Annotated in this window: 22 protein-coding genes; 7 read left to right on the top strand and 15 right to left on the bottom strand. The window is 67.6% G+C overall.

Features of this window, described 5'->3' with window-relative positions; translation table 11 throughout:
* Window positions 1-30: 30 nt before the first annotated feature.
* From M8A51_RS11595 to M8A51_RS11555, 9 genes are all read right to left on the bottom strand, one after another.
* Entirely contained in the window at window positions 31-1,203 is a 1,173-nt protein-coding gene (locus tag M8A51_RS11595; RefSeq protein ID WP_251778574.1) for an ABC transporter substrate-binding protein, read from the bottom strand.
* 66 nt (window positions 1,204-1,269) lie between these two features.
* A complete protein-coding gene (locus M8A51_RS11590) occupies window positions 1,270-2,328 on the bottom strand; it encodes a porin (protein ID WP_251778572.1) in 1,059 nt (352 codons plus the stop codon).
* 441 nt (window positions 2,329-2,769) lie between these two features.
* Entirely contained in the window at window positions 2,770-4,647 is a 1,878-nt protein-coding gene (locus M8A51_RS11585) for a CocE/NonD family hydrolase (RefSeq protein ID WP_251778570.1), read from the bottom strand.
* A 56-nt stretch (window positions 4,648-4,703) separates the two neighbouring features.
* On the bottom strand, window positions 4,704-5,603 hold the full coding sequence (locus M8A51_RS11580; RefSeq protein WP_251778567.1) for an N-formylglutamate amidohydrolase: 900 nt from the start codon (window positions 5,601-5,603) through the stop codon (window positions 4,704-4,706).
* Window positions 5,581-6,627: an ABC transporter ATP-binding protein gene (locus tag M8A51_RS11575; RefSeq protein ID WP_251778566.1), complete on the bottom strand. Its 1,047-nt coding sequence runs from the start codon at window positions 6,625-6,627 to the stop codon at window positions 5,581-5,583. The genes M8A51_RS11580 and M8A51_RS11575 overlap by 23 nt, the downstream gene beginning before the upstream one ends.
* A gap of 5 nt (window positions 6,628-6,632) precedes the next feature.
* Window positions 6,633-7,586: an ABC transporter ATP-binding protein gene (locus M8A51_RS11570; RefSeq protein WP_251778564.1), complete on the bottom strand. Its 954-nt coding sequence runs from the start codon at window positions 7,584-7,586 to the stop codon at window positions 6,633-6,635.
* Between the two features lie 4 nt (window positions 7,587-7,590).
* Window positions 7,591-8,547, bottom strand: a complete 957-nt coding sequence (locus M8A51_RS11565) for an ABC transporter permease (RefSeq protein WP_251778562.1) — start codon at window positions 8,545-8,547, stop codon at window positions 7,591-7,593.
* 2 nt (window positions 8,548-8,549) lie between these two features.
* Window positions 8,550-9,521: an ABC transporter permease gene (locus M8A51_RS11560; RefSeq protein ID WP_251778560.1), complete on the bottom strand. Its 972-nt coding sequence runs from the start codon at window positions 9,519-9,521 to the stop codon at window positions 8,550-8,552.
* An 18-nt stretch (window positions 9,522-9,539) separates the two neighbouring features.
* Window positions 9,540-11,129 (bottom strand): ABC transporter substrate-binding protein, encoded by a 1,590-nt coding sequence (locus tag M8A51_RS11555; protein WP_251778558.1) that lies wholly within the window; start codon window positions 11,127-11,129, stop codon window positions 9,540-9,542.
* Between the two features lie 114 nt (window positions 11,130-11,243).
* On the opposite strand from M8A51_RS11555, the gene M8A51_RS11550 reads away from it, so the two are divergent.
* The 5 genes from M8A51_RS11550 (at window position 11,244) to M8A51_RS11530 (ending at window position 15,105) form a co-directional block, all read left to right on the top strand.
* Window positions 11,244-12,599 carry an MFS transporter gene (locus M8A51_RS11550; protein ID WP_259371960.1) on the top strand — a complete coding sequence of 452 codons (1,356 nt, stop codon included), beginning with the start codon at window positions 11,244-11,246 and terminating at the stop codon, window positions 12,597-12,599.
* 6 nt (window positions 12,600-12,605) lie between these two features.
* Complete coding sequence (locus M8A51_RS11545; protein WP_251778555.1) at window positions 12,606-13,115, top strand: helix-turn-helix transcriptional regulator; 510 nt, start codon at window positions 12,606-12,608, stop codon at window positions 13,113-13,115.
* Window positions 13,112-13,495, top strand: a complete 384-nt coding sequence (locus M8A51_RS11540) for a VOC family protein (RefSeq protein ID WP_251778553.1) — start codon at window positions 13,112-13,114, stop codon at window positions 13,493-13,495. The genes M8A51_RS11545 and M8A51_RS11540 overlap by 4 nt, the downstream gene beginning before the upstream one ends.
* Window positions 13,496-13,643: 148 nt before the next feature.
* Entirely contained in the window at window positions 13,644-14,057 is a 414-nt protein-coding gene (locus tag M8A51_RS11535; RefSeq protein ID WP_251778551.1) for a GFA family protein, read from the top strand.
* A gap of 172 nt (window positions 14,058-14,229) precedes the next feature.
* Window positions 14,230-15,105 (top strand): alpha/beta fold hydrolase, encoded by an 876-nt coding sequence (locus tag M8A51_RS11530; protein ID WP_251778550.1) that lies wholly within the window; start codon window positions 14,230-14,232, stop codon window positions 15,103-15,105.
* 52 nt (window positions 15,106-15,157) lie between these two features.
* Here M8A51_RS11530 and M8A51_RS11525 read toward each other — a convergent pair whose 3' ends face one another.
* Window positions 15,158-15,373 (bottom strand): FCD domain-containing protein, encoded by a 216-nt coding sequence (locus M8A51_RS11525; RefSeq protein ID WP_407062230.1) that lies wholly within the window; start codon window positions 15,371-15,373, stop codon window positions 15,158-15,160.
* 30 nt (window positions 15,374-15,403) lie between these two features.
* Window positions 15,404-15,652 carry a DUF1272 domain-containing protein gene (locus M8A51_RS11520; protein ID WP_251778548.1) on the bottom strand — a complete coding sequence of 83 codons (249 nt, stop codon included), beginning with the start codon at window positions 15,650-15,652 and terminating at the stop codon, window positions 15,404-15,406.
* 273 nt (window positions 15,653-15,925) lie between these two features.
* Here M8A51_RS11520 and M8A51_RS11515 point away from each other — a divergent pair, with 273 nt between their 5' ends.
* Window positions 15,926-16,213 (top strand): hypothetical protein, encoded by a 288-nt coding sequence (locus tag M8A51_RS11515; protein ID WP_251778546.1) that lies wholly within the window; start codon window positions 15,926-15,928, stop codon window positions 16,211-16,213.
* Window positions 16,214-16,271: 58 nt separating this feature from the next.
* Here M8A51_RS11515 and M8A51_RS11510 read toward each other — a convergent pair whose 3' ends face one another.
* Window positions 16,272-16,889, bottom strand: coding sequence for a DJ-1/PfpI family protein (locus M8A51_RS11510; protein WP_251778544.1), 618 nt, complete (start codon window positions 16,887-16,889; stop codon window positions 16,272-16,274).
* A gap of 91 nt (window positions 16,890-16,980) precedes the next feature.
* On the opposite strand from M8A51_RS11510, the gene M8A51_RS11505 reads away from it, so the two are divergent.
* Window positions 16,981-18,315: an aminotransferase-like domain-containing protein gene (locus tag M8A51_RS11505; RefSeq protein WP_251778543.1), complete on the top strand. Its 1,335-nt coding sequence runs from the start codon at window positions 16,981-16,983 to the stop codon at window positions 18,313-18,315.
* 357 nt (window positions 18,316-18,672) lie between these two features.
* Here M8A51_RS11505 and M8A51_RS11500 read toward each other — a convergent pair whose 3' ends face one another.
* The 3 genes from M8A51_RS11500 to M8A51_RS11490 are packed head-to-tail and all read right to left on the bottom strand — an operon-like array spanning window position 18,673 to window position 22,445.
* Window positions 18,673-19,725, bottom strand: coding sequence for an XdhC family protein (locus M8A51_RS11500; RefSeq protein WP_251778541.1), 1,053 nt, complete (start codon window positions 19,723-19,725; stop codon window positions 18,673-18,675).
* A gap of 45 nt (window positions 19,726-19,770) precedes the next feature.
* Window positions 19,771-21,972, bottom strand: a complete 2,202-nt coding sequence (locus M8A51_RS11495; RefSeq protein WP_251778539.1) for a xanthine dehydrogenase family protein molybdopterin-binding subunit — start codon at window positions 21,970-21,972, stop codon at window positions 19,771-19,773.
* 14 nt (window positions 21,973-21,986) lie between these two features.
* Window positions 21,987-22,445 (bottom strand): (2Fe-2S)-binding protein, encoded by a 459-nt coding sequence (locus M8A51_RS11490; protein WP_251778537.1) that lies wholly within the window; start codon window positions 22,443-22,445, stop codon window positions 21,987-21,989.
* Between the last annotated feature and the right edge of the window lie 60 nt (window positions 22,446-22,505).

The raw sequence follows: 22,505 nt of genomic DNA, 5'->3' as shown, positions 1-22,505 counted from the left end.
ATCACGCCACCCGGAAAGGTGGCAACAAAATCAGCGCAGCATCTTACCGTCCCGGCTCAGTATCGCGATGTCCACGTAGTCGGACCCGCTGCGTCGAGTGGCCGAGTAGCTGATGGTGAAACCGCCCACGTCGAAAGAGGACAAACCTTCCAGCGCCTGGCGTACCCGCGCGCGGGTCGGCTGCGGCCCGGCCCGGCGCAGGGCTTCCACCAGCACTTTCGCGGCCACGTAACCCTCGGCAAAGCCCTGGTTCAATTGCCCGGGCCGTACCGCACCCGCACGCTCCAGCGCCTGCAGTTCGCGCGACAAAGGCAACGTCCGGCTGGCCGGGTCCGGGGTCACGTGGGCGATGCCGAGCCCGCGCGCCGCCTCGGCGCCGATGCGCCGGACCATCAATGCGCCGTCAGCCGTCGACAGCGCGACCACCAGCCCTGGGCCGCCACCCGCCTTGTAGGCTTGGTAGAAGTCGGCGGCCGCCTCGCTGCTGGCCGCCACCAGCACGGCATTGGCGCCGGACCGGATGACGCGCTGCGCCGCTTCTTCGGACAACTGCTCGTCGGGCTTGTAGCTCACCTTCTCGACCAGCGCGACACTCGTCGCCGGCAGTGCTTTCTCCACCAGCGCCAAGGCCTCGGCGCCGAAAGCGGTTTCCTCGTAGTACACCGCCATCCGGCGTGCGCCGATGGTGTCGGCATGCCGGAGGATCTTGCCCACCTCGCCTGCGTAGTTGGCGCGGGTGTGGAACAGCCATCGGCTGCGATCCGGACGGTGCAGTACGGTGGCCCCGGTGCGAGCGCCAACCAGCGCGATGGCCGCCTCGTCGAGGACCTTTGCGTTCAGCAAGGCCTCCATGGGCCCCGTCCCCATGAAGCCGATGAGTGCGATCGGGTTCTCTTCGGACAGCAGCTCCCGCGTCTTCGCCACCGCCTCTTCGGCTCGCGTGCCGCGGTGCCTGGCAGCAAGTCGCAAGCGTGCGCCATGCACCCCACCCTTGCGGTTGACCTGTTCGAAGTAGACCTCGACCCCGGTGCGAAGCTGATGGCCGATGGAGGCGGGATCCTCCATCGGTGCCACTTGCCCCACCACCAGCTCGGCGGCCGAGGCCGGCACCGCAGAGCCGGCCAGCAAAGCTGCGCACGTCCACATCGCGACCAGCCGGCGCTGGACACGCGCTCCACCCATGCGCACAACGAACAACAACACGGCTGTCTTCCCTTCTTGCAATGGCGCAGCACCTGCTGCCGGCCGGCTCGGACGCTCTCTGCGGCGTCAGAAGTTGTGGCGTATGCCCATGTCGATGCCGTGGCGCGTGCTCAAGTCGGCGATCTCGCTGTTGCTGGTCTTCGCGCGCCCGAGGTCGACGTACAGACGCGTGCGCTTCGACAGGTGGTGGTGATAGCCCAGACCGAGCTTCACGGTGGTGGCGCGATTGGCAGGCTCGTCGGTGGTGGCTGTCGTCTTGTCGGTGAGCCGGCTCAACATGGCGAGGATCTCGCCCGAGCCAACCTTCACGACCGCACCCAGACCGATGTGGCGGCGCTTGGACTCCGCGGCCGCGCCGGCATCCACCGCGGCCTCGCCAGGGTCCGACATGCCACTGGCAAAGGTGGCTGTCACGCGCGCCGTGCCGAAGTCCCAGCCGCCCGCCAGTATCCACACATCGACCGTCGGGTTCGCCGCGCCTTCCGCGCCGGCGCGCACCGGGCGCTCGTAGCCCAATGCCGCATAGGCAGGGCCTTGCGCGTACTCGACGTTGAAACCCATGCCGTCACGGGCGCCGGTCGTCGCGGTCTCCTTGAAGGAGTACTGCAGCCGGCTCGTCACGCCATTGAACGACGGCGTCTGGTACATCACCATGTTCGCCGCACGCGAGACGGTACCAGGCACAGCGGCCGCCGAGCCCATCTGGCCGATGGTCGAGAAGCCGAACGGGTCGATCTCGTTTCCCACGTACCAGGCGGGCGTGTAGTCCCGGCCGAGCGACACGGTGCCGAAGCCGCCCGACAGCGCCAGGATCGACTTGCCGTTCCAGAAGGTGGACGAGGTCGAGGCGCCGGTGTCGACGTTGAACCGGTGCTCGATCTGGAACTGTGCCTTCAGGCCGCCGCCCAGGTCTTCCACGCCGCGAAAGCCGAGACGGCTGCCGGAGTTCTGCCGCATCTGCAGCGCGTCCGAGCTGTTGACACCCCCCGCAAGATCGGTGGTGCCGTCGTTCTCTTTCGAGATCCCGGCGTCGACGCGCCCGTAGACCGTGACCGTCGATTGCGCCTGCGCAACGGCAGGCAACAGAAGCAGCGCTGCAGCCGCGCGGAGCAAGGTTCCATTCATCAGTTCTCTCCTTGGTTCAGATGCACCGGACCGGTGACCGCCACCCACATGGCAGTGACCCGAGGTTACGTTCTACTGTTTCAGTGGTCAATACGATGTTTCATTGAATGAATCTAGAGCCGGAATGCGATTTCAGTTCCACAAAGTTTTTGTAGAAGAAATCCAGCAACGATGACGCGTAGCTGCAGGCTTCTCCATGTGGTGATGCAGAAACGATGTTTCTCCCAAAGAAACGCAAGGGACGTGACGATTCGACCCACGAGTGCGCAGCCGCCACCGGCGCCGGGGATCGGCTCACAACCGGGTCGAAGAACGGGGACCGAAGGACGAGACGGCAGCCGCAAGGCACGCGGTGTGCGGCTCGGCCCTCAGTGGTGCGGTGCGGTGCGGGCGCGTACAGGAGCGCGCCGACGGGCGCGTCTCAGGAAGCCTATAAGCTGGTTACGGGCGCGACCAAGGCTGCAATTGGTGTGGGTGCACCAGCGGCAGCACAAGCCGGGACGGATATCGCGGCCCGATGTGGACAGTGTTGGCGGCGACCTGGCATCGACGGGCGTCCACCGCGTTCTCGCCCGTGTTCGGATTGACGTCGTACTTGGGGAAGTTGCTCGACGAGATGTCGAGCCTGATGCGGTGACCCGCCTTGAACAAGTTCGCCGTTGCGAACGCCTCGACGCGGATCTCGCAGACCTCGCCAGCGACCATCGGTTGCGGGTGGTCCCAGCTCTTGCGGTAGCGGCAGCGAAGAATTCCGTCGGTGAGATTCATCGCAAAGCCTTGCGGGTAGTCGCTCGTGGGTGGGTGCACGTCGATCAGCTTGATCGTGAAGTCGGTGTCCACGCAGTTCGACGAAACAAAAAGATGGGCTGCCACGGGACCGACCACCGCCATGTCGCTCGGCAGCGGGGGCGTTTCGAACACCACCACATCGGGTCGTGCCGACAACGGCAAACCGATCGCGTGGCAGCCAAAGAAGCGCTCGCCCTCTCGCTGGTCGAACGCTCCACCCTCGAAGATCGGCTTGCCCGACGTCAATGCGCCGCCTATCGTCGGCACCGGCCGCATCGGGTCGAAGTCGTACGTGAACTGATGGCTTGCGGGTTCCGACGCATCGGTCGCCAGCGTGTGATCAGACCGCAGATAGAACGGGGTCGGTCGTGCCGCCAGCAACGGCCACGCATCGGCACCGACCCACGTCCCGCCGTGCTCCAGACGCCCCGCGGCATTGCGGCAGCCCGAACCGCCCCCCATCAGGAACAGCAGCACCTTCGGCTGATCGTCGATGCCGTTGTTCACGCCTTTCAGCCAGCGGTCAAACCACTGCCGGCGATAGGCGCGCCAGCTTTCGGCCACGTTGGCATCGAACGATGCCTGCGGACCGAACTCCACATCGCCCGCATGCGTGATGTTGCGGTCGCCATGCAGCCACGGTCCCATGATCAGCCGGGCACACGGGCTGCGGCTTTCCAGGCCGATGAAGTTCTCGAGCGTGGAGCGCACGTAGACGTCGTACCAGCCCGACATGTGTACTTGCGGCACCGCGGGAATCCGTGCATACGCCCCCTTCGCGTAGAGCCCCGGCTGTCGCCAGTAGTCGCCGAAGTCGGTGTTGGCCCATTGCTCGAACAGATACCGCTCGTATTCGGGTGCCCAGCGCAGCGGCGAGTGGCGCTTGCGCCACGGCAGCGCCTTGAACCAGGCGTGCAGGTCTTCGTTCTCCAGCGCTTTGCTCATGACGGGGTCGCCGCGCAGGGCTTCCTTGGCCTGCTGCACGGCCCAGGTCGCCTGCTTCATCTCGAAGGCGCCACCTTGCCGGATGCCGCACTGGTATGCGTCGGAGAATCCACCGCAATCGAGCACGAAGGTCTGCAGGCCCGGCGGTGCTTTGGTCGCCAGCGCCAACTGGGTGTGTGCAGCGTAGCTGAGCCCCATGGTGCCGACCCGGCCATTGCACCAGGCTTGCTTCGTCAACCAGTGCAACGTGTCTTCGCCGTCGTCGGCCTCGCGCAGATACTTCTCGAACCGCCCTTGCGAGCCGTGGCGGCCCCTGCAGTCCTGGTACACGACCACGTAGCCCTGCTCGACGTAGTAGGCCGCCAGTTGGTGCCGCGAATACGGCTGCCTCGCCCCGCGGTCCACTTCCGCGCGGGACGGTTCGGTCTTGCCGTAGGGCGTGCGCTCGAGAATCACCGGGAACACCCCGTCCACCGCCACACCGTCGAGTGCGGGCCGGTAAACATCCGTCGCGAGGCGCACGCCGTCTCGCATCGGCACCATCACGTCGGCGACGCGCAGCACGCCGAATCCCGTCTGCATCATGAAACTTTCCTGTCGTTGCCGCCGCGCATGCCTGGCATCCCGCCCAGGCGAACCGGTCAGGCAGCGAGCCTCGGGCCCGCGGCGAGCGACGTCTCGACGTAGTCGGCCAACTCGCGCGTAAACAAGTCCAGGTGGCCTTGCAGCCGATCGAAACCGGCGTGCTTCACGACAGTGGCTTCGTTTATGTAGAGCGCGCGGTTGATTTCGATCTGCACGCTGTGCCGCTGCTCGTGCGGGCGACCATGGGCGTGCACGATGTCGCCCCCCGTATACGGCGTGTTGATGGCCACCTTGTAGCCGTAGCGGCTCAGGCGGTCGGCCACCCACCGGGTGAATTCGTCGGACGCGCTCGGTTCCCCCCGCGGGCTGTTGCTGACGACGATGTCGGGGCGCGGTGCGCCGCAGTCAACATTCATCGCATTGCCGACCGACTTCATCGAATGACAGTTCACGTGCCACACGGTGCCGAAGCGTGCATGTGCCTTGCCGATCGCTTCGCCCAGCGTGCGCCGATACGGTCGATAGCAACCCTCGATGCGGTCGCGCACTTCGCCGACGCTGAGGCGTCGTCCATACATCGGCACGCGGGGCAATGCATAGCGCCGGATCAGACCCATGCCGCGCCGGCTCATTTCGCTGCGTTCGATCGGCTCCGGCCAGACGCCGTCGATGAGGTCGGGGTCGATGTCGCGCTCGTGGCGATTGGCGTCGATGTAGGCACGGTGAAAGCGCGCCGCGAGCAATGCGCCGCCGACCGCCGTCACGCCGCGCCACAACTCGTCCACGTACGCATCGCAACTCGTCATCAGCTGCTCGGTCCGGGCGACAGTCTCCACGTCGGCTGGCCAGTGCGGCCAGCTGTGCGGGGAGTCGAACACCAGCGGGATGCGCGGCTCTGCCGCCTGCGGCAGCCAGTGGTACGGCACGGTCGAATCAGTTTGCAGCGGTGGGGTCATGTTGGAATTTGGGCGGAATGAAACGGACGATCGATTCGCGCGCATCGTTGAGATGGCAGGCCGACAGGTGGCCGGGTGCCAGCTCGACCAGTGCCGGACGCTCGCTCCGGCAACGTGGCATGGCGTGCGGGCAGCGCGGGTGGAACGCGCAGCCCGACGGCGGCTTGTACGGGCTCGGCAGTTCACCCTGGATCGGGCGATGCGTGCTGTGCCCCTTGTCGAGCCTGGGCGCATCGGAGATGAGCGCCTGCGTGTACGGGTGATTGGGCGCACGAAACAGCGATTCGGTGTCGGCCAGCTCGACGATGCGGCCGAGATACATGATCGCCACGCGGTCCGCCAGGTACTCGACCACCGCGAGGTTGTGGCTGATGAAAAGATACGTCAGCTGGTTCGACTCGCGCAGGTCGAGGAACAGGTTCAGGATCTGCGCCTGTACCGACACATCGAGCGCCGAAACGGCCTCGTCGCACACCACCACTTCCGGATGGAGCGACAGCGCCCTGGCGATCGCGATGCGCTGGCGCTGCCCGCCGGAGAACTGGTGCGGGTAGCGGTCTGCGTAGCTGGGATCGAGGCCCACCTGGCGCAGCAGCGCCGCCGCATGGTCGCGCACGACGCGCTTTTCCACCAGGCCGTGGTGCACCGCCGCTTCGGTCAGGATCTGGTCGATGCGCATGCGCGGGTTCAGCGATGCATACGGGTTCTGAAACACCATCTGCACGCGACGGTGTACGCTGCGTGCGCCGTGCCGCTGGGTCGCCGCGCCGTCGATGCGCAGGATGCCGGCGCTGGGCTCCAGAATGCCGGCGACCATGCGGCCCAGCGTCGACTTTCCGCACCCGGACTCCCCCACCAGCCCCAGCACCTCGCCCCGCTGCACCTGCAATGACACATCGTTGACCGCATGCACCGCCTTCGGCAACGGCATGTCCATGCCGACACGGCGAGCGAGCCGGGTCAGCAGACCTGGGGGCGGCGAAAAGCTCTTGCGCAGGTTCTCGATTTCGACAATGGGCTGCATGGTGGTCAGACGGGATGGAAACACCGGAACGACCGCCGGCCTTCGGTGCAGGTCGGCGGAACGGACTGGCATTGCACGCTGGCGGCAGCGCAGCGCGGGGCGAAGGTGCAGCCCGGCGGCAACGACTGCAACGGTGGCGTGGCGCCCGGTATCGGCCGCAGCCGGCGCCCCGTGGCACGCCCGCTCGGCAGCGACTCGAGCAGGCCGCGTGTGTACGGATGCCGAGGGTGGCGTATCACCTCGGCGACGGGACCGTGCTCCACCACGCGGCCGGCGTACATCACGCAAAGGTCGTCGGCCAGGTCCTTCACGACGGCAAGGTCGTGGGTGATCCAGATCATCGCGGTGCCGCTCTCGCGCGAGAGCCGACGGGCTTCGAACAGGATCTGCGCCTGGATGGTGACGTCGAGCGCGGTGGTGGGCTCGTCGGCGATGACGAGTTCAGGCCGGTTGATGATGGCGTTCGCGATGGCGACGCGTTGCCGCATGCCGCCCGACAACTCGTGCGGGTAGGCGTTCATGCGTTCTTCCGGCGCGGGAATGCCCACCGTGCGCAGCGCATCGACCGCGCGCGCACGGGCCTCGTGCTTGCCGGCATGGCCGTGCACCAGCACCGTTTCCATCAGTTGCGCACCGACGCGCATCACCGGGTTCAGCGACATCATCGGGTCCTGGAACACCATGGCGATGCGCCGGCCGCGGATGGCGTTCCACTGCCGCGGTGTCGCCCCTTGCAGCGACTCGCCGCAAAAGCGCAGTTCGTCGGCCTCGACGACGGCCGGCGGGTCCAGCAGGTTCATCAGCGACATCGCGGTCACCGACTTGCCCGAGCCGGATTCACCGACGATGCCGAGGATGCGTCCCTTGTCGAGCGAGAAGGACACGTTGTCCACGGCCGTCACCCAGCCGGCGGGCGTCTTGAAGCGGGTCCGCAACCCGCCGACGGTCAACAGACTCATGGCGTCAGGCCTCCGTCTTGGGGTTGAGCACGTCGCGCAGCCGGTCGCCGACGAGGTTGATCGACGCCACCAGCGTGACCAGCGCGATGCCGGGATAGATGCTGATCCACGTCTGGCTCGACAGCGCATGCTCGAACCCGTTGGCAATGAGCAGGCCCAGTGACGGCTGCGTCTGCGGCAAGCCGATGCCCAGGAAACTCATCGTGGCTTCCATCGTGATGGCATGGGCCGTCTGCAGGGTGGCGGTCACCAGCAGCGGCGCCATGCAGTTGGGCAGCACGTGCCGGAACATGATGCGCAGCGCCGGCAGACCCTGACCCATCGCCGCCTCGACGTATTCCTTCTGCCGCTCGACCATGGCGCTGGCCCGCACGTTGCGTGCGTAGTACGCCCACTGCACGATGATCAGGGCCAGCAAGGTCTTGTCGACGCCCTGCCCCAGCGACGCGAGCAGCATCAACGCGACCAGGATGGTCGGGAAACTCAGCTGCAGGTCGACCACCCGCATGATGACGGCGTCGACGCGGCCACCGAAGTGCGCTGCCGTCAGCCCCAGCGAAACGCCGATGACCACGGCGGCAGCCGCGCTGAACAGGCCGACGACGATGCTGATGCGCAGCCCGTAGAGGATGGCGCTGAGCAAGTCGCGGCCGGCGCCGTCGGTGCCGAGCACGAACAGCAGGCTGCTGTCGGCGCTGCGCGACATCGGCGGTTGTTCGGCATCGAGGATGGACACCACGCCGAGGTCGTAGGGGTCCTGCGGCGCGATCAGCGGTGCAATCAACGCCAGCAGCATCAGCGTGCACAGCACGGCCAGCGCTGCCACCGACAGCCGCCGTGCCGAGAAGCGGCGCCACAGCGCGATCCAGGGCGGCTCGGCCGCCTGTACGGGCGCCGGCGCGGCCAGCTGCGGATGGCGAGAAGGCGCGTCGACGCGGTCTCGGGGTTGGGCCTGTGCCATGGTCACTTGCCCTTCACGCGAAGACGCGGATCCAGAACGACATACAAGGCATCCACGATGAAGTTGAGGGTCATGAAGATCAGCAGCGTGACCAGCAGATAGGCCACCACCACCGGGCGGTCGAGCTGGATGATCGAATCGATGATCAGCTTGCCCATGCCGGGCCAGGCGAACACCGTCTCGGTGACGACCGAGAACGCAATGAGTTGACCGAACTCGAGGCCCATTGCCGTGACGACGGGAATCAGCACGTTGGGCAGCACGTGCCGCCACAACAGCCTCGCGCCCGACACCCCCTTGGCGCGTGCAAAGCGCACGTATTCCTGCGACATCACCTCCCGGGTGCCAGCTTCGGTGAGCCGGATGACGATGGCGATCTTGAACAGCGACAGCGTCAGCGCCGGCAGGACCAGGTGGCGCAGGCCGTCGACGCTCGCGAAGCTGGTCGACCAGCCCAGCAGTCGCCCGGGCTCGCCCCGCCCGCCCGAGGGCAACCAGCCGAGATTGACCGAGAACAGCAGGATCAGCAGCAGCCCGAGCCAGAACGCGGGGACCGTCACGCCGACGATGGAGCCTCCCATCACCGCACGCCGCACGATGCCGTTGGCATGGAGCCCCGCGATCAGGCCGAGCGGAATGCCGATGAGCACAGACAACCCAAGCGCTGCGAACGCCAGCTCGAGTGTGGCGGGCACCCGCTCGAGGATCAGCTCGAGCGCCGGGCGCCCGAACACGAAGGACTCGCCGAGATTGCCCTGGAGTGCCGCGCCGACGAAGCGCAGGTACTGCTGCGGAATCGGCAGGTCGAGGCCCAGTTGCTGCCGCACCTGCTCGACCTCCTCCTGGCTGGCCGTCTGCGGCACGAGCAGGTGCACCGGGTCGCCGACGAGGTTGATGCCGACGAACGCCAGCACCGACATCAGCACCAGAACAACCCCGCTCTGGAGCAGCCGCTTGAGAATGGCATCAAGCATCGAAAGGGCACGTCCTGGTTACTTGACGCTGGCATCGCGAACGTCGGTCGCGAAGGTGAATCCGTCGGCGCGTGGCGTGATCGTCAGACCCTTGCGCAGGGCCCATGACGATTTGAGGTGGTGCACCGGGATGATCCCGAGGTCCTGCGCCACCAGACGGGCGGCGGACCTCTGCAAATTCTCGCGCTCGGCCGGGTTCATCGCGGTGGCGGCCTTGTCGATCAACTGGTCGATTTCGGCATGGCTGTAGCGTCCGTAGTTGTTGGCGCCCTGCCCCTTTTTCTTGTCGTAGCTCTGCACCACGGCCCGCAAGGGCGCGAGCGAGTCTCCCGTGACGGCGCCGATGCCCAGCATGTACAGGCTCACATCCGGCTCGGCGGCCGCCACGCGCGACAGCAGCACCGAATAGGGCATGGCTTGCACGGCCATCTTCAGGCCAGCCTGCGTCAGCATCTGCCCGATCGCTTCGCACACCTTGGCGTCGTTGAGGTAGCGGTCGTTCGGGCAGTGCAGCGTGACCTTGAAACCTTGCGGATAGCCCGCCTCGACCAGCAGTGCGCGGGCCTTGGCCAGGTCACCGGCCGGAGCCACCAGCGCTGCATCGTGCCCGAAGAAGCCGGCCGGAACGATCTGCGCCGTCGGCACGGCGTCGCCCTTCATCACATGGCGGGCAATCGCCTCGCGGTTGATCGCAAGATGGATCGCCTGGCGCACCTTCAGGTTCTGGAAGGGGTTTGCAGGCAGTGCGCGCCCGTTCACGTCGGAAACATGCGGCGAGCTGGTGCGGTGCTGGTCGGTGCCCAGGTAGTTCAACCAGTACGACGGCGTGGAGGCCTGCGTGACCCTGCCGGAGCTGGCGAACGCGTCCGCCATGCCCGCGTGGGTGCCGTCGATCAGGTCAACCGCGTCCGACAGCAAGGCCGAAGCGCGCGCCGGTTCCTTCGGGATGAACTGGAACACCACCTTGTCCCATGGCTCGCGTGCGCCCCAGTACTTGTCGTTGCGCACCAGCACCACGCGCTCGCCGCGTGCCCATTCCGAAAATCGGTAGGGGCCGCTGCCCACCGCCGCGTCGCCCCTGGAAAACGCGTCTTCATCCGCCTGGGCCTTGCTCTTGGGAATGATTGCGATCAGGCTGATGTTGTCGGGCAGGGCCGGGCTTGGCTCCTTCGTCTTGATATGCACCTTCAACGGGTCGGCCACCACCACGCTGTCCACGTCCTGCAGGTAGGTGCGATAGGTGCGCGGCCCGCTCAGGTTCTTGGCCCGATCGATCGACGCCTTCACGTCTTCAGCGGTCAGCGGGCTGCCGTCGTGGAAGGTGACGTTGGGGCGCAGCACGAACTCCCAGGTGGTCGCATCGATTGCCCGCCAGCCCCGCGCCAGCCGCGGCACCGCACGCAGGGTCGCGTCCTGCCCCACCAGCGTGTCGTAGACATGCAGCCACACGTTGCGGTTGGAGGGCGCCAGCACATGCGGGTCGGCGGCGGTCACTTCCGACTTGATGCCGATGCGCAGGTCGGCAGCGGGAGCCGCCACGGTCGTGGCGGCCAGCATCGACATGGCAAGCAGCCGCTTCCATGTGCTCTTCAAATTCGTGAACATCATCCATGGCTCCTGCAGAGCGCGAACCCCACCGGGTCGCATCGAACCGAAAGGGCCCTCACCGAGTGCGATGACCAAGCGAGAGCCCCTTGTCGCCGGCGCGAGCACTGCATCCTGATGGAAAGTTGCCCTGGTCGCCTGCGTGTATCAACAGTCGATACATTGTCTCGTTTATCGATACGACAAATACTGGGGTTTTCCCTGGGTCGACGGGCCGGTGCCCAGCCCCATCCCGTGCCTTGCAAGACCGGGTCTGACGAGGCTCCGGTATGCTGGGCCAGCATGTCTTCCCGCTCCGTACGTACCGTTCTGCCGCTCGCCCTGGTCACCTGCACCAGCATGCTCGCGATGGACCTGTTTCTTCCCGCCTTGCCTGCGTTGCAGCGGGGGCTGGACATCACCGTCGCGCAGGGTCAGTGGGCCGTGGCTCTGTTCCTGGCAGGCTTGGCCGGATCCCAGTTGTTGTGGGGCGAGGCGCTCGATCGCTTCGGCCCGCGCAAATGCGTGGGCGCCGGCATCGTCGTGCTGGTCGTCTCGAGCATCGCGTGCGCGCTGGCAGGGGACTTGACCGAACTCCTCGCGATGCGTCTGCTGCAGGGCGTGGCGGCCGGCGCGTCCACGGTCGTCGCCCCGAGCGTGATCCGCGCGACATTGCCCGATGCCGACGCGATGAAAGGCATCGCGTCCATCGCGATGATCGAAGCCGTGGTGCCGGCAGCCGCGCCGGTGGCCGGGGCAGCCATGCTGCTGGTGGCCGACTGGCGTGCCACCTTCTGGGTGGTGGGTGGGCTCGCGCTGGTGGCGCTGCCCTTCGTGCTGCGTGTCACACCGCAGCAGTTGCCAGGACTCGAGCCGGCGACGCGCACCGGCTACCGGGCGCTGTTGCGCGATGGCCGGTATCGGCGCATTGCCGCCTCGCACGCCTTGTGCTTCGGTGCGTTGATCACCTTCGTGGCAAGCGGCCCGCAGATGCTTGCGAATGCCCTGGGGCTCGGGCCTTCGGCCTTCGCCGCCGCGCAGGTGGTGGGCGTCACCACGTTCATCGTCGTGGCCAGCCAGGCGGGGCGCATCGGCAAACGCATCGGCGCGCCCGGCGCCGTCACCCTCGGCGCCCGGCTGCACCTGCTGCTCTGCAGCGGCTTCCTGCTGCTCGTGCAGCTCGGGCTGGTCGGCTTTGCAACGCTGCTCGTCTTCTGGAGCCTGTTCTGCGGTGTGCTCGCGGTGCGGGGGCCCGCCGCGTTCAGTGAAGCGCTGGCGGTGCCGCCGGCCCAGATGGGCCGCGCGTCGGCGCTGCTGGTGCTTGCGTTGCTGGCAGCCGGTGCCGCGGGCACGCAGATCGCCGCACCGTTCCTCGACCGGGTCGGATTGCCGGCCGTGATCGCCGTGATGACGGTTATGACCGGGCTCAGTCTGCTGAGCGTGACGCCTTACCCCGCGACGGGGCTGGCGAACCCGCCGGCCATGGAAAGCTGACCGGCCATGCCCGCCGACGCGCCCCTGTTGCGACTTGCGCGTGCCCGGGCCTTGCTGTGCGACGTCGCCGTGGAATCCATGCCGCTGGATGCCGTGGCCCGGGAAGCAGGCCTGTCGACCTCGCAATTCATCCGGCGCTTCCATGCGGTGTTCGGCGAAACCCCGCACCAGATGCGCATCCGCATGCGACTCGAGGCGGCAAAACGTCTGCTCGTACTGCACGGCGAAACCGTCACCGCGGCCTGCATGGCGGTCGGCTTCTCGAGCCTGGGCAGCTTCAGCCATCTCTTTGCACAACGCTACGGCGAGCCGCCTTCGGCATACCGCCGGCGCCTGCTGGCCGCGCCCGGGTTGCCGCAGCTGCTGGTGCCGGACTGCGTGAGCCTCATGAATGCCGCGTTCGCAGCCGGGATCGGACCGCAATTTTCGAGAAGCGTCCCGCCTGCAGCCGTCGCAGAATCGACGGCAGGGGTCGCCACGCCGGCGGCACGTATCCCGCAGGAGAAACTTCCATGAAAGTGACGCTGTCGAGCATCCACGTCGACGATCAGAACAAGGCGCTCAGGTTCTACACCGAGGTGCTCGGGTTCCTGCCGAGCCAGGACATCCCTGCCGGCGAATACCGCTGGATCACCGTGAAGTCGCCTGAAGGCGTGGGGGCGGAGCTCTCGCTCGAGCCCAATGCCAACCCGGTGGCTCTTGCCTACCAGCAGGGACTCTTCGAGCTGGGCGTGCCTGTCAACTCGTTCGAAGTAGGGGACCTCCAGGCGGAGTACCGGCGACTGAAGGAGCGTGGCGTGGTGTTCACCCGTGAGCCGGCACAGACCGGGCCGGTGTGGACGGCCGTGTTTTCCGACACCTGCGGCAACCTGATCCAGATTCACCAGGCGACCTGAATGCCGTGTCGCCGGGGCAGGAGCAGCCGGCCGGTTTCACGACGATCTTGTTACTCCCCCTCTGTGCGGCCCCTTGCGTAGAGTGGCCCTCGCGGCGCCGCCCCCCGGTGCGCGCCTCAAGGACCTCCACGACAAGGACACGACACTGATGAGCCCAGCCTATACCGGCGGTTGCGCGTGCGGCGCCATCCGCTATGAGATTTCCGTCGAACCGCTGATGCAGAACGACTGCCAATGCCGCGACTGCCAGCACAAGAGCGGCACCGGCCACGGCTCCTACCTCAGCTTCCCACGCAGCGGCGTGAAGCACAGCGGCCCGGTCACGCGATGGGACGTCGTTGCCGACAGCGGCAACGTCAAGACCCGGGCCTTCTGCCCGACCTGCGGGTCGCCGGTGTACATGACCTTCTCGGACATGCCCGACGTCTTCACCGTGCATGCGGCCAGTCTCGACGATCCCGGCCGATACCAGCCGCAACTGGTGACGTACACCGTGCGCGGGCACGCATGGGATGTGCTGGACGCGGCCTTGCCGAAGTTCGACCGAATGCCGACGATGTGAGGGCCCGCGCAGGCTGCGTGCAGGCCGAGCAATTTCCGCACCTCAAGGTCTGCGGGGACTTGGAAGCGCAGCAGCGAATCTCGTCGACCGGTGAGCCAAGATCAGGTGCCTGCCACCGCAGACCGACCCGCGGCGACAGGCCCCCCTGGAAACTGCGCCAAGGAGATGGCTCATGGAGACCGGTGTGCGGCATCGCCGCGTCATGGTCGGCAAGGTCGACACCTTCTACCGCGAAGCCGGGCCGGCCACTGCACCGGTGGTCCTGCTTCCGCACGGCTACCCTTGCTCGTCCTACGAGTTTCGCAACCTCATGCCGCGTCTGGCCGACCGCTGGCGGCTGGTCGCACCTGACTTTCCCGGCGCCGGCTACAGCGCCACGCCCGAGGACTTCGACTACAGCTTCGATGGCTATGCCGACTTCCTCGACCGTTTCGTGAATCAGCTCGGCGTGCAGCGCTTCGCGCTCTACCTGCATGACTTCGGGTCTCCGATCGGCGCGCGGTTGGCGATCAAGGCACCCGAGCGGGTGGTGGCCCTCGTCATCCAGAACGGCGACATCCCCTACGAAGACGCGTTGGGGCCGAAATACGCGGAGATCGAGAAGACCTGGACCCTCCCCGCCGACGAGATGCGAGCCAAGCTGGCCGAAGCGGTCAACGAGGAAGCGTTCAAGGAGGAGTTCCTCAACGCGCTCAGGCCCGAGTTGTCCGATCGCATACCGCCGGACCTGTGGAAGTTGCACTGGTCGCTGGTCACACCGAAACGCCGGGAGATCGCGGCCGGCCTGATCGCCGGCCTGAAGGACAACCGCGCCTGGTTTCCTCGGCACCGCCAATACCTCAGCGAACACCGGCCACCTGCGTTGATCGTCTGGGGGCCGCAGGACCACTACATGCCGCAAGCATCGGCGCGTGCCTATCTTCGGGACCTGCCCGACGCCGAGCTGCACTTGCTCGACGGCGGCCACTGGTTGCTGGAGACCCACGTCGAAGAGGTGGCCTCGCTCATGCGGGACTTCCTTGGTCGCGTTCACGCACAGTGTGCGTGAGTCCGATGCAGAGGTTTCCCCAGGGTCAGCGCAGACGCAGGGTCAAGCGCCGTCAGGGCATCGCCACGAAGTCGGGGTACCGACGACAGATCTCGTCCACCTGGCTGAGCGTTCCGGACAGATGTTCTCGCAGGCCGTCCTGTGCACGCACGGCATCGCCACGCGCGATCGCGTCGACGATCTTCTTGTGATCGCGCACCACCTTCTGCGCCTTGCCTTCGGCCGGCAGATGGCGGCCACATCGACGTCGACGACCGCCCGATCGCAATGCCGGGCGCTCGTCTGCGAGCAAACGGCGTCAAGGCCGCGCAACGCACGCTTGCGGCTTGAGCACACGTTGCGTGGAGGCCGGGTTGCCGGCCAGTTTCTCGGCCGGGCGCCGGGGCCTCACCACCAGTTCCCCGCCGCAATTGGGGCACGCACCCGCGAGCTTGACCTCGGCGCAGCTCACACAGAAAGTGCATTCGAACGAGCAGATTCGGGCGTCGGCACTCTGCGGCGGCAGATCGATGTCGCAGCATTCGCAGTTCGGTCTCAGTTGGAGCATGTCGGCCCTCCGTTGTCGGTGCACGAGGCTAGCTCGAAGAACCCTCTTCGGGCGGCCCGGTTTCGGACACGAACCGCGCGGATCCGGACACGACGCGACAGTTCGGCGCCCGTCGTTGCACGGCCGCAGGCGGTGGCCTGACGGGGTGTTGCCGAGTCGGCGTGCGTGACATTGCGGATGCGCCGGCGAAGGCAGGGGTGCCATGCTTGTGTTCACCCCGCCGGCGATGGCGAGGCGTGGCCCTTCGCACACTGAGGGCCAACCAGGAGGCTCATGAACTGCCCCGTTTGCCAGTCCCCCCGCACCGTCGAAGGCCGTGTGATTTCAGATGGCTCGGAGGACGGCCGGGCGGAGAAGTTCTTTCCGAGAGGTCTGAAACTCTTCAAGCTCAGACGTGCCGTGCGCCTGTCCGGCGGACACGCCTTTCGCGCATGCTGCCAGTGTGGGCACGTGTGGAATCAGCTGGACCCGAAGGCGCTCAGGGCATTGATCGAAGCTTCGGGGAACGACGCCCTGAAGGACCACGTTCGAGGCGACCATCCGCTCGCCGGTGCCTCGTGATCTGCATCGCGCCGGGCCCGCCTGAAGTGCTCATGACGCCAGCACGAGCGTGTTGCACTCACGCCTTCGCGGGCTCGGTGCGCAGGAATGGCATGACGTTGCGCATGGCGCGCTCGACGTAGTCGTCCTTCTCTCCCACCGGTGCCACATAGTGCATGGCACTTCTGGCCGCTTCGACACCTTCCAGCCGGGCGATCACCCAGGCGGCCAGATACTGCGAAGCGAGGCATCCGCCCGCGGTCGCCACATTGCCCCCCGCAACGAAGGGCTGGCTCAGTACTTCGACGCCGGCTTCCTCGACCCAGGGTTTTGTCGTCAAGTCGGTGCACGCGGCCAGACCGCCGAGCAACCCCAGCTTGGCCAGCACCAGCGTGCCCGAGCACTGTGCGCCCAGCAGCTGGCGCGAAGGATCCAGCTGCAGCTGCGCCATCAGGGCCGCGTCGGCCACCACCTCGCGCGTGCGCATGCCGCTGCCGACGATCACGGCGTCGGCGGCATTCGCCTCGCTCAGCGAGGCCTGGGCTTCGAGCACCACGCCGTTCATCGAGCGCACGCGAGCCGTCGGGCTGGCGATCGACACGCGCCAGCCCGGCTTCCTGATCCGGTTGAGGATGCCCAAGGCAATGAGCGAATCGAGCTCGTTGTAGCCTTCGAAAGTGAGGATGGCGATGTGCATGGTGTCGTCCTGTCGGGGCCGTCATGGGCCATGAGGCATCGTAAGCACGAGCATCAATACAATCAAATGATTGTCATGGATACATCGCCACATGGCCCTCGCCCGCTACAAGCAGTTGGTCGACACGCTGGCCGCCGAGATTCGAGACGGCCGCCTGGCGCCGGGCACCCGGCTGCCCACGCACAGACAGCTGGCCGCCCAGCACGGCCTGGCGCTCGTGACGGCCACACGGGTGTATGCGGAGCTTCGGACGATGGGCCTGGTCAGCGGCGAGACCGGCCGCGGCACCTTCGTGCGCGAAGCCCTGCTGCCGCGCGGTCTGGGCATCGACCAGCAGGCGGCAGCCGCGGGCATGGTCGATTTGAACTTCAACTATCCGTCGCTGCCCGGGCAGTCGGAGTTGCTCCGGGCCGCGCTGCGCCAGCTGGCCGCCTCCGGCGACCTGGAGGCGTTGCTGCGCTATCAGCCGCACGGTGGCCGCTCGCATGAGCGGGCCATCGTGGCGGGCCACCTGGCATGCCGGGGCCTGGCGGTAAGTGCCGACCAGGTCGCGATCGTAGACGGCGCGCAGCACGGCCTGGCCACCACGGTGATGGCGCTGCTGGGGCCCGGCGATGTGGTCGCATGCGATGCACTGACCTACCCGGGGTTCAAGGTGCTCGCCGAGGCGCATCGCCTCGAACTGTTGCCCCTGCCGGCAGCGGGCCAGGGCCCCGATCTGGACGCACTGGAGACCTTGTGCAAACGGCGGCGGGTGCGTGCCGTGTACGCGATGCCCACGCTGCACAACCCGCTCGGATGGGTGACGGCTGCGAGCCGGCGACGGCACCTGGTGGCGATCGCTCGCCGGCACGGGCTGCTCCTCATCGAGGACGCCGCCTATGCCTTCCTGGCACCGGACCCGCCTGAGCCGCTCGCAGCGCTGGCACCGGAAGCGACGGTCTACATCTCGGGGCTCTCGAAGAGCGTGGCCACCGGCCTGCGGGTCGGCTTCGTCGCTGCGCCGACTGCCTGGCTGGCGAAGATCGAGCGGGCGATCCGCGCCACGACCTGGAACACACCCGGCGTGATGACGGCGATCGCCTGCGGGTGGCTGGAAGACGGCACGGTCGCGCGGCTCGAGGCTGAAAAACGCCAGGACGCGGTCTTGCGACAGAAGATCGCCGACGCCGCGCTCGCCGGGCTTCCACACGTCCGCCATCCCGGCTCCTATTTCGTCTGGCTGCCTTTGCCAGAAGAAGCGCGCGCCGACAAGGTGGCGATGGCGCTGATGTCCCATCGCATTGCTGTGTCGACGGCCGAGCCGTTCGCCACCTCGGCGCAGGTGCCTCACGCGCTGCGCCTGGCACTCGGCTCGGTGGCGCCGAGCGCCCTTCGGGATGCATTGGAAACGGTCCGGCGCGTGATCATCGACCAGACGTACTGACTTCGCGTGGCAGCACCGGTTCGGTCTGCTTCTACTCGGCCAGCGCGATCGTGCGGCGCAGGTCTGCGTCTCGCACCGCGGCCCGGCTGCCGCGATGGCTACTCGCCGCGTGGCGAGCAGGACGATGCCGCCCCGCGCCAAGCCCATCGAAAGCACGCCGGCCGACGTGGTGGCTCGCGTCGATGCCGCACGGCCTGCCTCCAGATCGAGCACTGCGGCGCAGCCGGACACCTGGCGCCCGAAGACCGGCCCGAAGCGATTGCCGGGGCACTGACGGCATGGGCCCGCCGCCACAGGCTGCAAGAGCCTCGCGTCGAACACCGGTCGCGACTGGCCGGCCCAGGTCCGGTCAACGCATCAACCGACGCCGCACACCTCGGCCGCGTTCTGCGCGTGCCCCTGCGCGCCTTTGGCGCGCGCCACCTGCACTTCTCCGGGTAGCGCCACGCCGTTCTTGACGGCCAGGATCTCGGCCATCACGCTGACCGCGATCTCGGGCGGCGTCTTGCTGCCGATGTAGACGCCGATCGGGCCGCGCAGGCGCTGAAGCTGTGCTGCGGTCAGGCCGAAGTGCTCCATCATGCGCAGCCGCCGGGCCTCGTTGTTGCGCCGGCTGCCGATGGCACCGATGTAGAAGGCCTCGGTCTGCAGTGCCTCCAGCAGCGCCAGATCGTCGAGCTTGGGGTCGTGGGTCAGCGCGACCACGCAACTGCGGCGGTCGGGCCTGAAGGCCGTCACCACGTCGTCGGGCATGTCCTTCACGAGCGTGGCGCCCGCCACGCTCCAGGCACCGCGGTACTCCTCGCGCGGGTCGCACACGGTGACCGCGAAGCCGCTGAACAAGGCCATGGTCGCCAGGTATTCCGTCAACTGGCCGGCCCCGATGAGCAGCATGCGGTACTCGGGCCCGAAGGTATTGGTCACGCTGTCTTCGGTCATGCGCAGCTCGGCCGGCGCCGTCGCGTCCTGCAACTCGACTCGGCCGTCGGCCAGCCGCACGGTGCGGCTGACGAGACGGCCGGCCGCCAGCGCCTGGGTCAGCAGACCCAGCGCATCGGCATCCGGGTCGAACTCGAGCAGCAGCTCCAGCGTGCCGCCGCACGGCAGTCCGAAACGGTGCGCCTCGTCGGCGCTGACACCGTACTTCACGAAGACCGGGGCACCGCCGGGCAGACGGCCGCCGCTGTCGCGCGCCCCATAAGCTTGCGTGTAGCGGTGGATCAGGTCGTCCTCGATGCAGCCGCCGCTCACCGAGCCCACCACCGCGCCGTCTTCCGCCATCGCCATGATCGAGCCCACCGGGCGTGGCGACGAGCCCCAGGTGCGCACCACGGTGGCCAGCAGTGCGCGCTTGCCGGCCCGGCGCCAGGCGAGCAGCGTGCGCAGCACCATCACATCGAGATTCTCCACGTCACGCTCCTTTCAGCCGTGCACCTTCACCGGTGATCAGCCCTGCTAGGCCTTCAGCGTTTCAGGCGTGATCGGCAACTGGCGCGCACGCTTGCCGGTGGCGGCGGCCAGCGCGTTTGCCACGGCCGGTGCCAGCGGCGGCACGGCGGGCTCGCCGATGCCGGTGGGGTTGGCAGCGGACGGCACGATGTGCACCTCCACGCGCGGCATGTCGCTGATGCGCGCCACCGCGTAGTCGTGGAAATTGGACTGCTGCACCCTCCCGTCCTGCAGCGTGATCGCGCTGTACAGCACCGTCGACAGCGCAAAGCCGACCGAGCCCTCGACCTGCGCGCGAATCACGTCGGGGTTGACGGCGACACCGCAGTCCACCGCGCACACGACACGGTCGACGTGGTAGCTGCCGTCGTCCTTCACCGTCACCTCGGCCACCTGCGCCACATAGGTGTTGAAGGACTCGTGCACCGCCACGCCGCGCCCGCGCCGCTCGCCGGCCTGTCCGGCGGGCAGCGGCGAGCCCCAGCCGGCCTTGTCGGCCGCGAGCTTGAGCACGCCGGCATGGCGCGGATGCTGGTCGAGCATTTCCAGGCGCCAGGCCACCGGGTCCTTGCCGGCCGCCTGCGCCAGTTCATCGATGAAACACTCGGTCGAGAAGGCGGTGTGGGTCGAGCCCACCGAGCGCCACCACAGCACCGGCACGCCGACATCCTTCGGCGTGTGCAGGTCCACCAGCAGGTTGGCTATGCCGTAGGGCAGGTTGGCCGCGCCCTCGACCGAGACCGGGTCGATGCCGTCTTTCATCATCATGGCCTCGAACGGCGAGCCGGCGATGATGGACTGGCCCACCAGGCGGTGGCGCCAGCCGACCAGCTTGCCGTCGCCGTCCAGGCCGGCCGACAGGCGGTGGTGGAACGCCGGCCGGTAGTAGCCGGCGCGCATGTCGTCCTCGCGCAGCCACACCAGCTTCACCGGGGCACGCCCCTTGATGGCCTTGACGATATGGGCGTTCTCCACCAGGTAATCGGAATGCTTGTTGGCACGCCGCCCGAAACTGCCGCCGGCATACAGCATGTGGATGGTCACCTGCTCGGGTTTCAAGCCCAGCACCTGCGCCACGGCGGCCTGGTCGACGGTCTGGAACTGCTCGCCGTTCCAGACTTCGCAGCCGTCGCGGGTCAGGTGCATCACGCAGTTCAACGGTTCCATCGCGGCATGCGACAGGTACGGAAAGTCGTAGGCCGCCTCCAGCTTGCGCGCGGCGCCTGCGAGCGCGCCGTCCGCATCGCCCTCGCGGCGCGCCACCGCACCGGGCGACTGGGCCAGTTCCCGGTACTTCTCGAGGATCTGGGGCGAGCCCAGCTTGAACGCCGCGCTCTCGTCCCATTCGACGCGCAGCGCGTCGCGGCCCTTCTTGGCGCTCCAGGTGTCGCGCGCGAGCACCGCCACGCCGGTGGGGATGCGCACCACGTCGACCACGCCCTTCACGGCCTTGGCCTGGCTGGCGTCGAACGATTTCACGGTGGCGCCGAAGCGCGGCGCGTGGGCCACCACGGCGGTCAGCATGCCGGGCAGGTGCACGTCCTGGGTGAACACCGCGGAGCCGTCGGTCTTGCCGGCGCTGTCCTTGCGCGGCAGCGGCTTGCCGATCAGCTTGAAGTCCTTGGGGTCCTTCAGTTTCACGTCGGCCGGCACCGCTTGCTCGGCGGCGGCCTTCGCCAGTTGGCCGAAGCTCGCCTTGCGGCCCGAAGCCCGGTGCAGCACCTCGCCGTCGGCCACCGCGATCTCGGCGGCCGGCACCTTCCACTGTGCGGCAGCGGCGGACACCAGCATGGCACGGGCCGTGGCGCCGGCACGGCGCAGTTGCTCCCAGGAGTTGGCAATGGCAGTGCTGCCGCCGGTACCCTGCACCGGCCCCCAGTTGACGTTGTTGTAGCGCTGGGCATCGGCCGGCGCACCTTCGACGTGCACCTGCGGCCACGCGGCGTCCAGCTCCTCGGCGACGATGGTGGCCAACCCGGTGTAGGTGCCCTGGCCCATCTCCAGGTGCTTGGCCACCACGGTGACGCTGTTGTCCTCGCCGATGCGCAGGAAGGCGTTCGGTGCGAAGGCCGCAGGGCTCACCGCGCCGGCCGCCGCACGGGCGGGTTTCGCGGCCGCGGCGACCGGCAGATACAGGGCCAGCGTGAGGCCCGCCGCGCCTTGCAGCAGCCGGCGGCGACTGACGTTCTCGAGAGGGATATCGGTCATGGCGTGGCGCTCCTTCAGGCCAGAGCCTGGGCGGCTTCGTGGATGGCAGCGCGGATGCGCACGTAGGTCGCGCAGCGGCAGACGTTGCCGCCCATCGCCGCGTCGATATCGGCGTCCGACGGCCGCGGATTGGTTTCCAGCAGCGCCACCGCGCTCATGATCTGGCCCGACTGGCAATAGCCGCACTGCACCACGTCGAGCCGGCGCCAGGCCTCCTGCACGGCCTGGCCCACGCGGGCACGCCCGACCGCCTCGATCGTGACAACCTTCTTGCCGGCGGCGGCAGAGACCGGCGTGCTGCACGAGCGAACAGCCTGACCGTCCATGTGGACGGTGCAGGCGCCGCACAATGCCATGCCGCAGCCGTACTTGGTCCCGGTCATCTGCAGGGTGTCGCGCAGCACCCACAGCAAGGGGGTGTCGGGTTCGGCCTCGACGCGCTGCGCCTGGCCGTTGATGTTGAGAGTGATCATCGTGAGTGCTCCGTCTGAAGGGCCAGCGGTGAGGTGCCGATTCTTCCCGCACCCGCGCGC

This window comes from Caldimonas mangrovi, assembly GCF_023721835.1.
GTDB lineage: Bacteria > Pseudomonadota > Gammaproteobacteria > Burkholderiales > Burkholderiaceae_C > Caldimonas > Caldimonas mangrovi.
This window is presented reverse-complemented; position numbering and strand designations above follow the sequence as displayed.

Bases quoted from the DNA above. Each gene is read 5' to 3' on its own strand.
- M8A51_RS11590 (WP_251778572.1), bottom strand. From the start codon at position 2,328: ATGAATGGAACCTTGCTCCGCGCGGCTGCAGCGCTGCTTCTGTTGCCT.
- M8A51_RS11585 (WP_251778570.1), bottom strand. From the start codon at position 4,647: ATGATGCAGACGGGATTCGGCGTGCTGCGCGTCGCCGACGTGATGGTG.
- M8A51_RS11580 (WP_251778567.1), bottom strand. From the start codon at position 5,603: ATGACCCCACCGCTGCAAACTGATTCGACCGTGCCGTACCACTGGCTG.
- M8A51_RS11575 (WP_251778566.1), bottom strand. From the start codon at position 6,627: ATGCAGCCCATTGTCGAAATCGAGAACCTGCGCAAGAGCTTTTCGCCG.
- M8A51_RS11570 (WP_251778564.1), bottom strand. From the start codon at position 7,586: ATGAGTCTGTTGACCGTCGGCGGGTTGCGGACCCGCTTCAAGACGCCC.
- M8A51_RS11565 (WP_251778562.1), bottom strand. From the start codon at position 8,547: ATGGCACAGGCCCAACCCCGAGACCGCGTCGACGCGCCTTCTCGCCAT.
- M8A51_RS11560 (WP_251778560.1), bottom strand. From the start codon at position 9,521: ATGCTTGATGCCATTCTCAAGCGGCTGCTCCAGAGCGGGGTTGTTCTG.
- M8A51_RS11555 (WP_251778558.1), bottom strand. From the start codon at position 11,129: ATGATGTTCACGAATTTGAAGAGCACATGGAAGCGGCTGCTTGCCATG.
- M8A51_RS11550 (WP_259371960.1), top strand. From the start codon at position 11,244: ATGGAAAGTTGCCCTGGTCGCCTGCGTGTATCAACAGTCGATACATTG.
- M8A51_RS11545 (WP_251778555.1), top strand. From the start codon at position 12,606: ATGCCCGCCGACGCGCCCCTGTTGCGACTTGCGCGTGCCCGGGCCTTG.
- M8A51_RS11540 (WP_251778553.1), top strand. From the start codon at position 13,112: ATGAAAGTGACGCTGTCGAGCATCCACGTCGACGATCAGAACAAGGCG.
- M8A51_RS11535 (WP_251778551.1), top strand. From the start codon at position 13,644: ATGAGCCCAGCCTATACCGGCGGTTGCGCGTGCGGCGCCATCCGCTAT.
- M8A51_RS11530 (WP_251778550.1), top strand. From the start codon at position 14,230: ATGGAGACCGGTGTGCGGCATCGCCGCGTCATGGTCGGCAAGGTCGAC.
- M8A51_RS11520 (WP_251778548.1), bottom strand. From the start codon at position 15,652: ATGCTCCAACTGAGACCGAACTGCGAATGCTGCGACATCGATCTGCCG.
- M8A51_RS11515 (WP_251778546.1), top strand. From the start codon at position 15,926: ATGAACTGCCCCGTTTGCCAGTCCCCCCGCACCGTCGAAGGCCGTGTG.
- M8A51_RS11510 (WP_251778544.1), bottom strand. From the start codon at position 16,889: ATGCACATCGCCATCCTCACTTTCGAAGGCTACAACGAGCTCGATTCG.
- M8A51_RS11505 (WP_251778543.1), top strand. From the start codon at position 16,981: ATGGCCCTCGCCCGCTACAAGCAGTTGGTCGACACGCTGGCCGCCGAG.
- M8A51_RS11495 (WP_251778539.1), bottom strand. From the start codon at position 21,972: ATGACCGATATCCCTCTCGAGAACGTCAGTCGCCGCCGGCTGCTGCAA.
- M8A51_RS11490 (WP_251778537.1), bottom strand. From the start codon at position 22,445: ATGATCACTCTCAACATCAACGGCCAGGCGCAGCGCGTCGAGGCCGAA.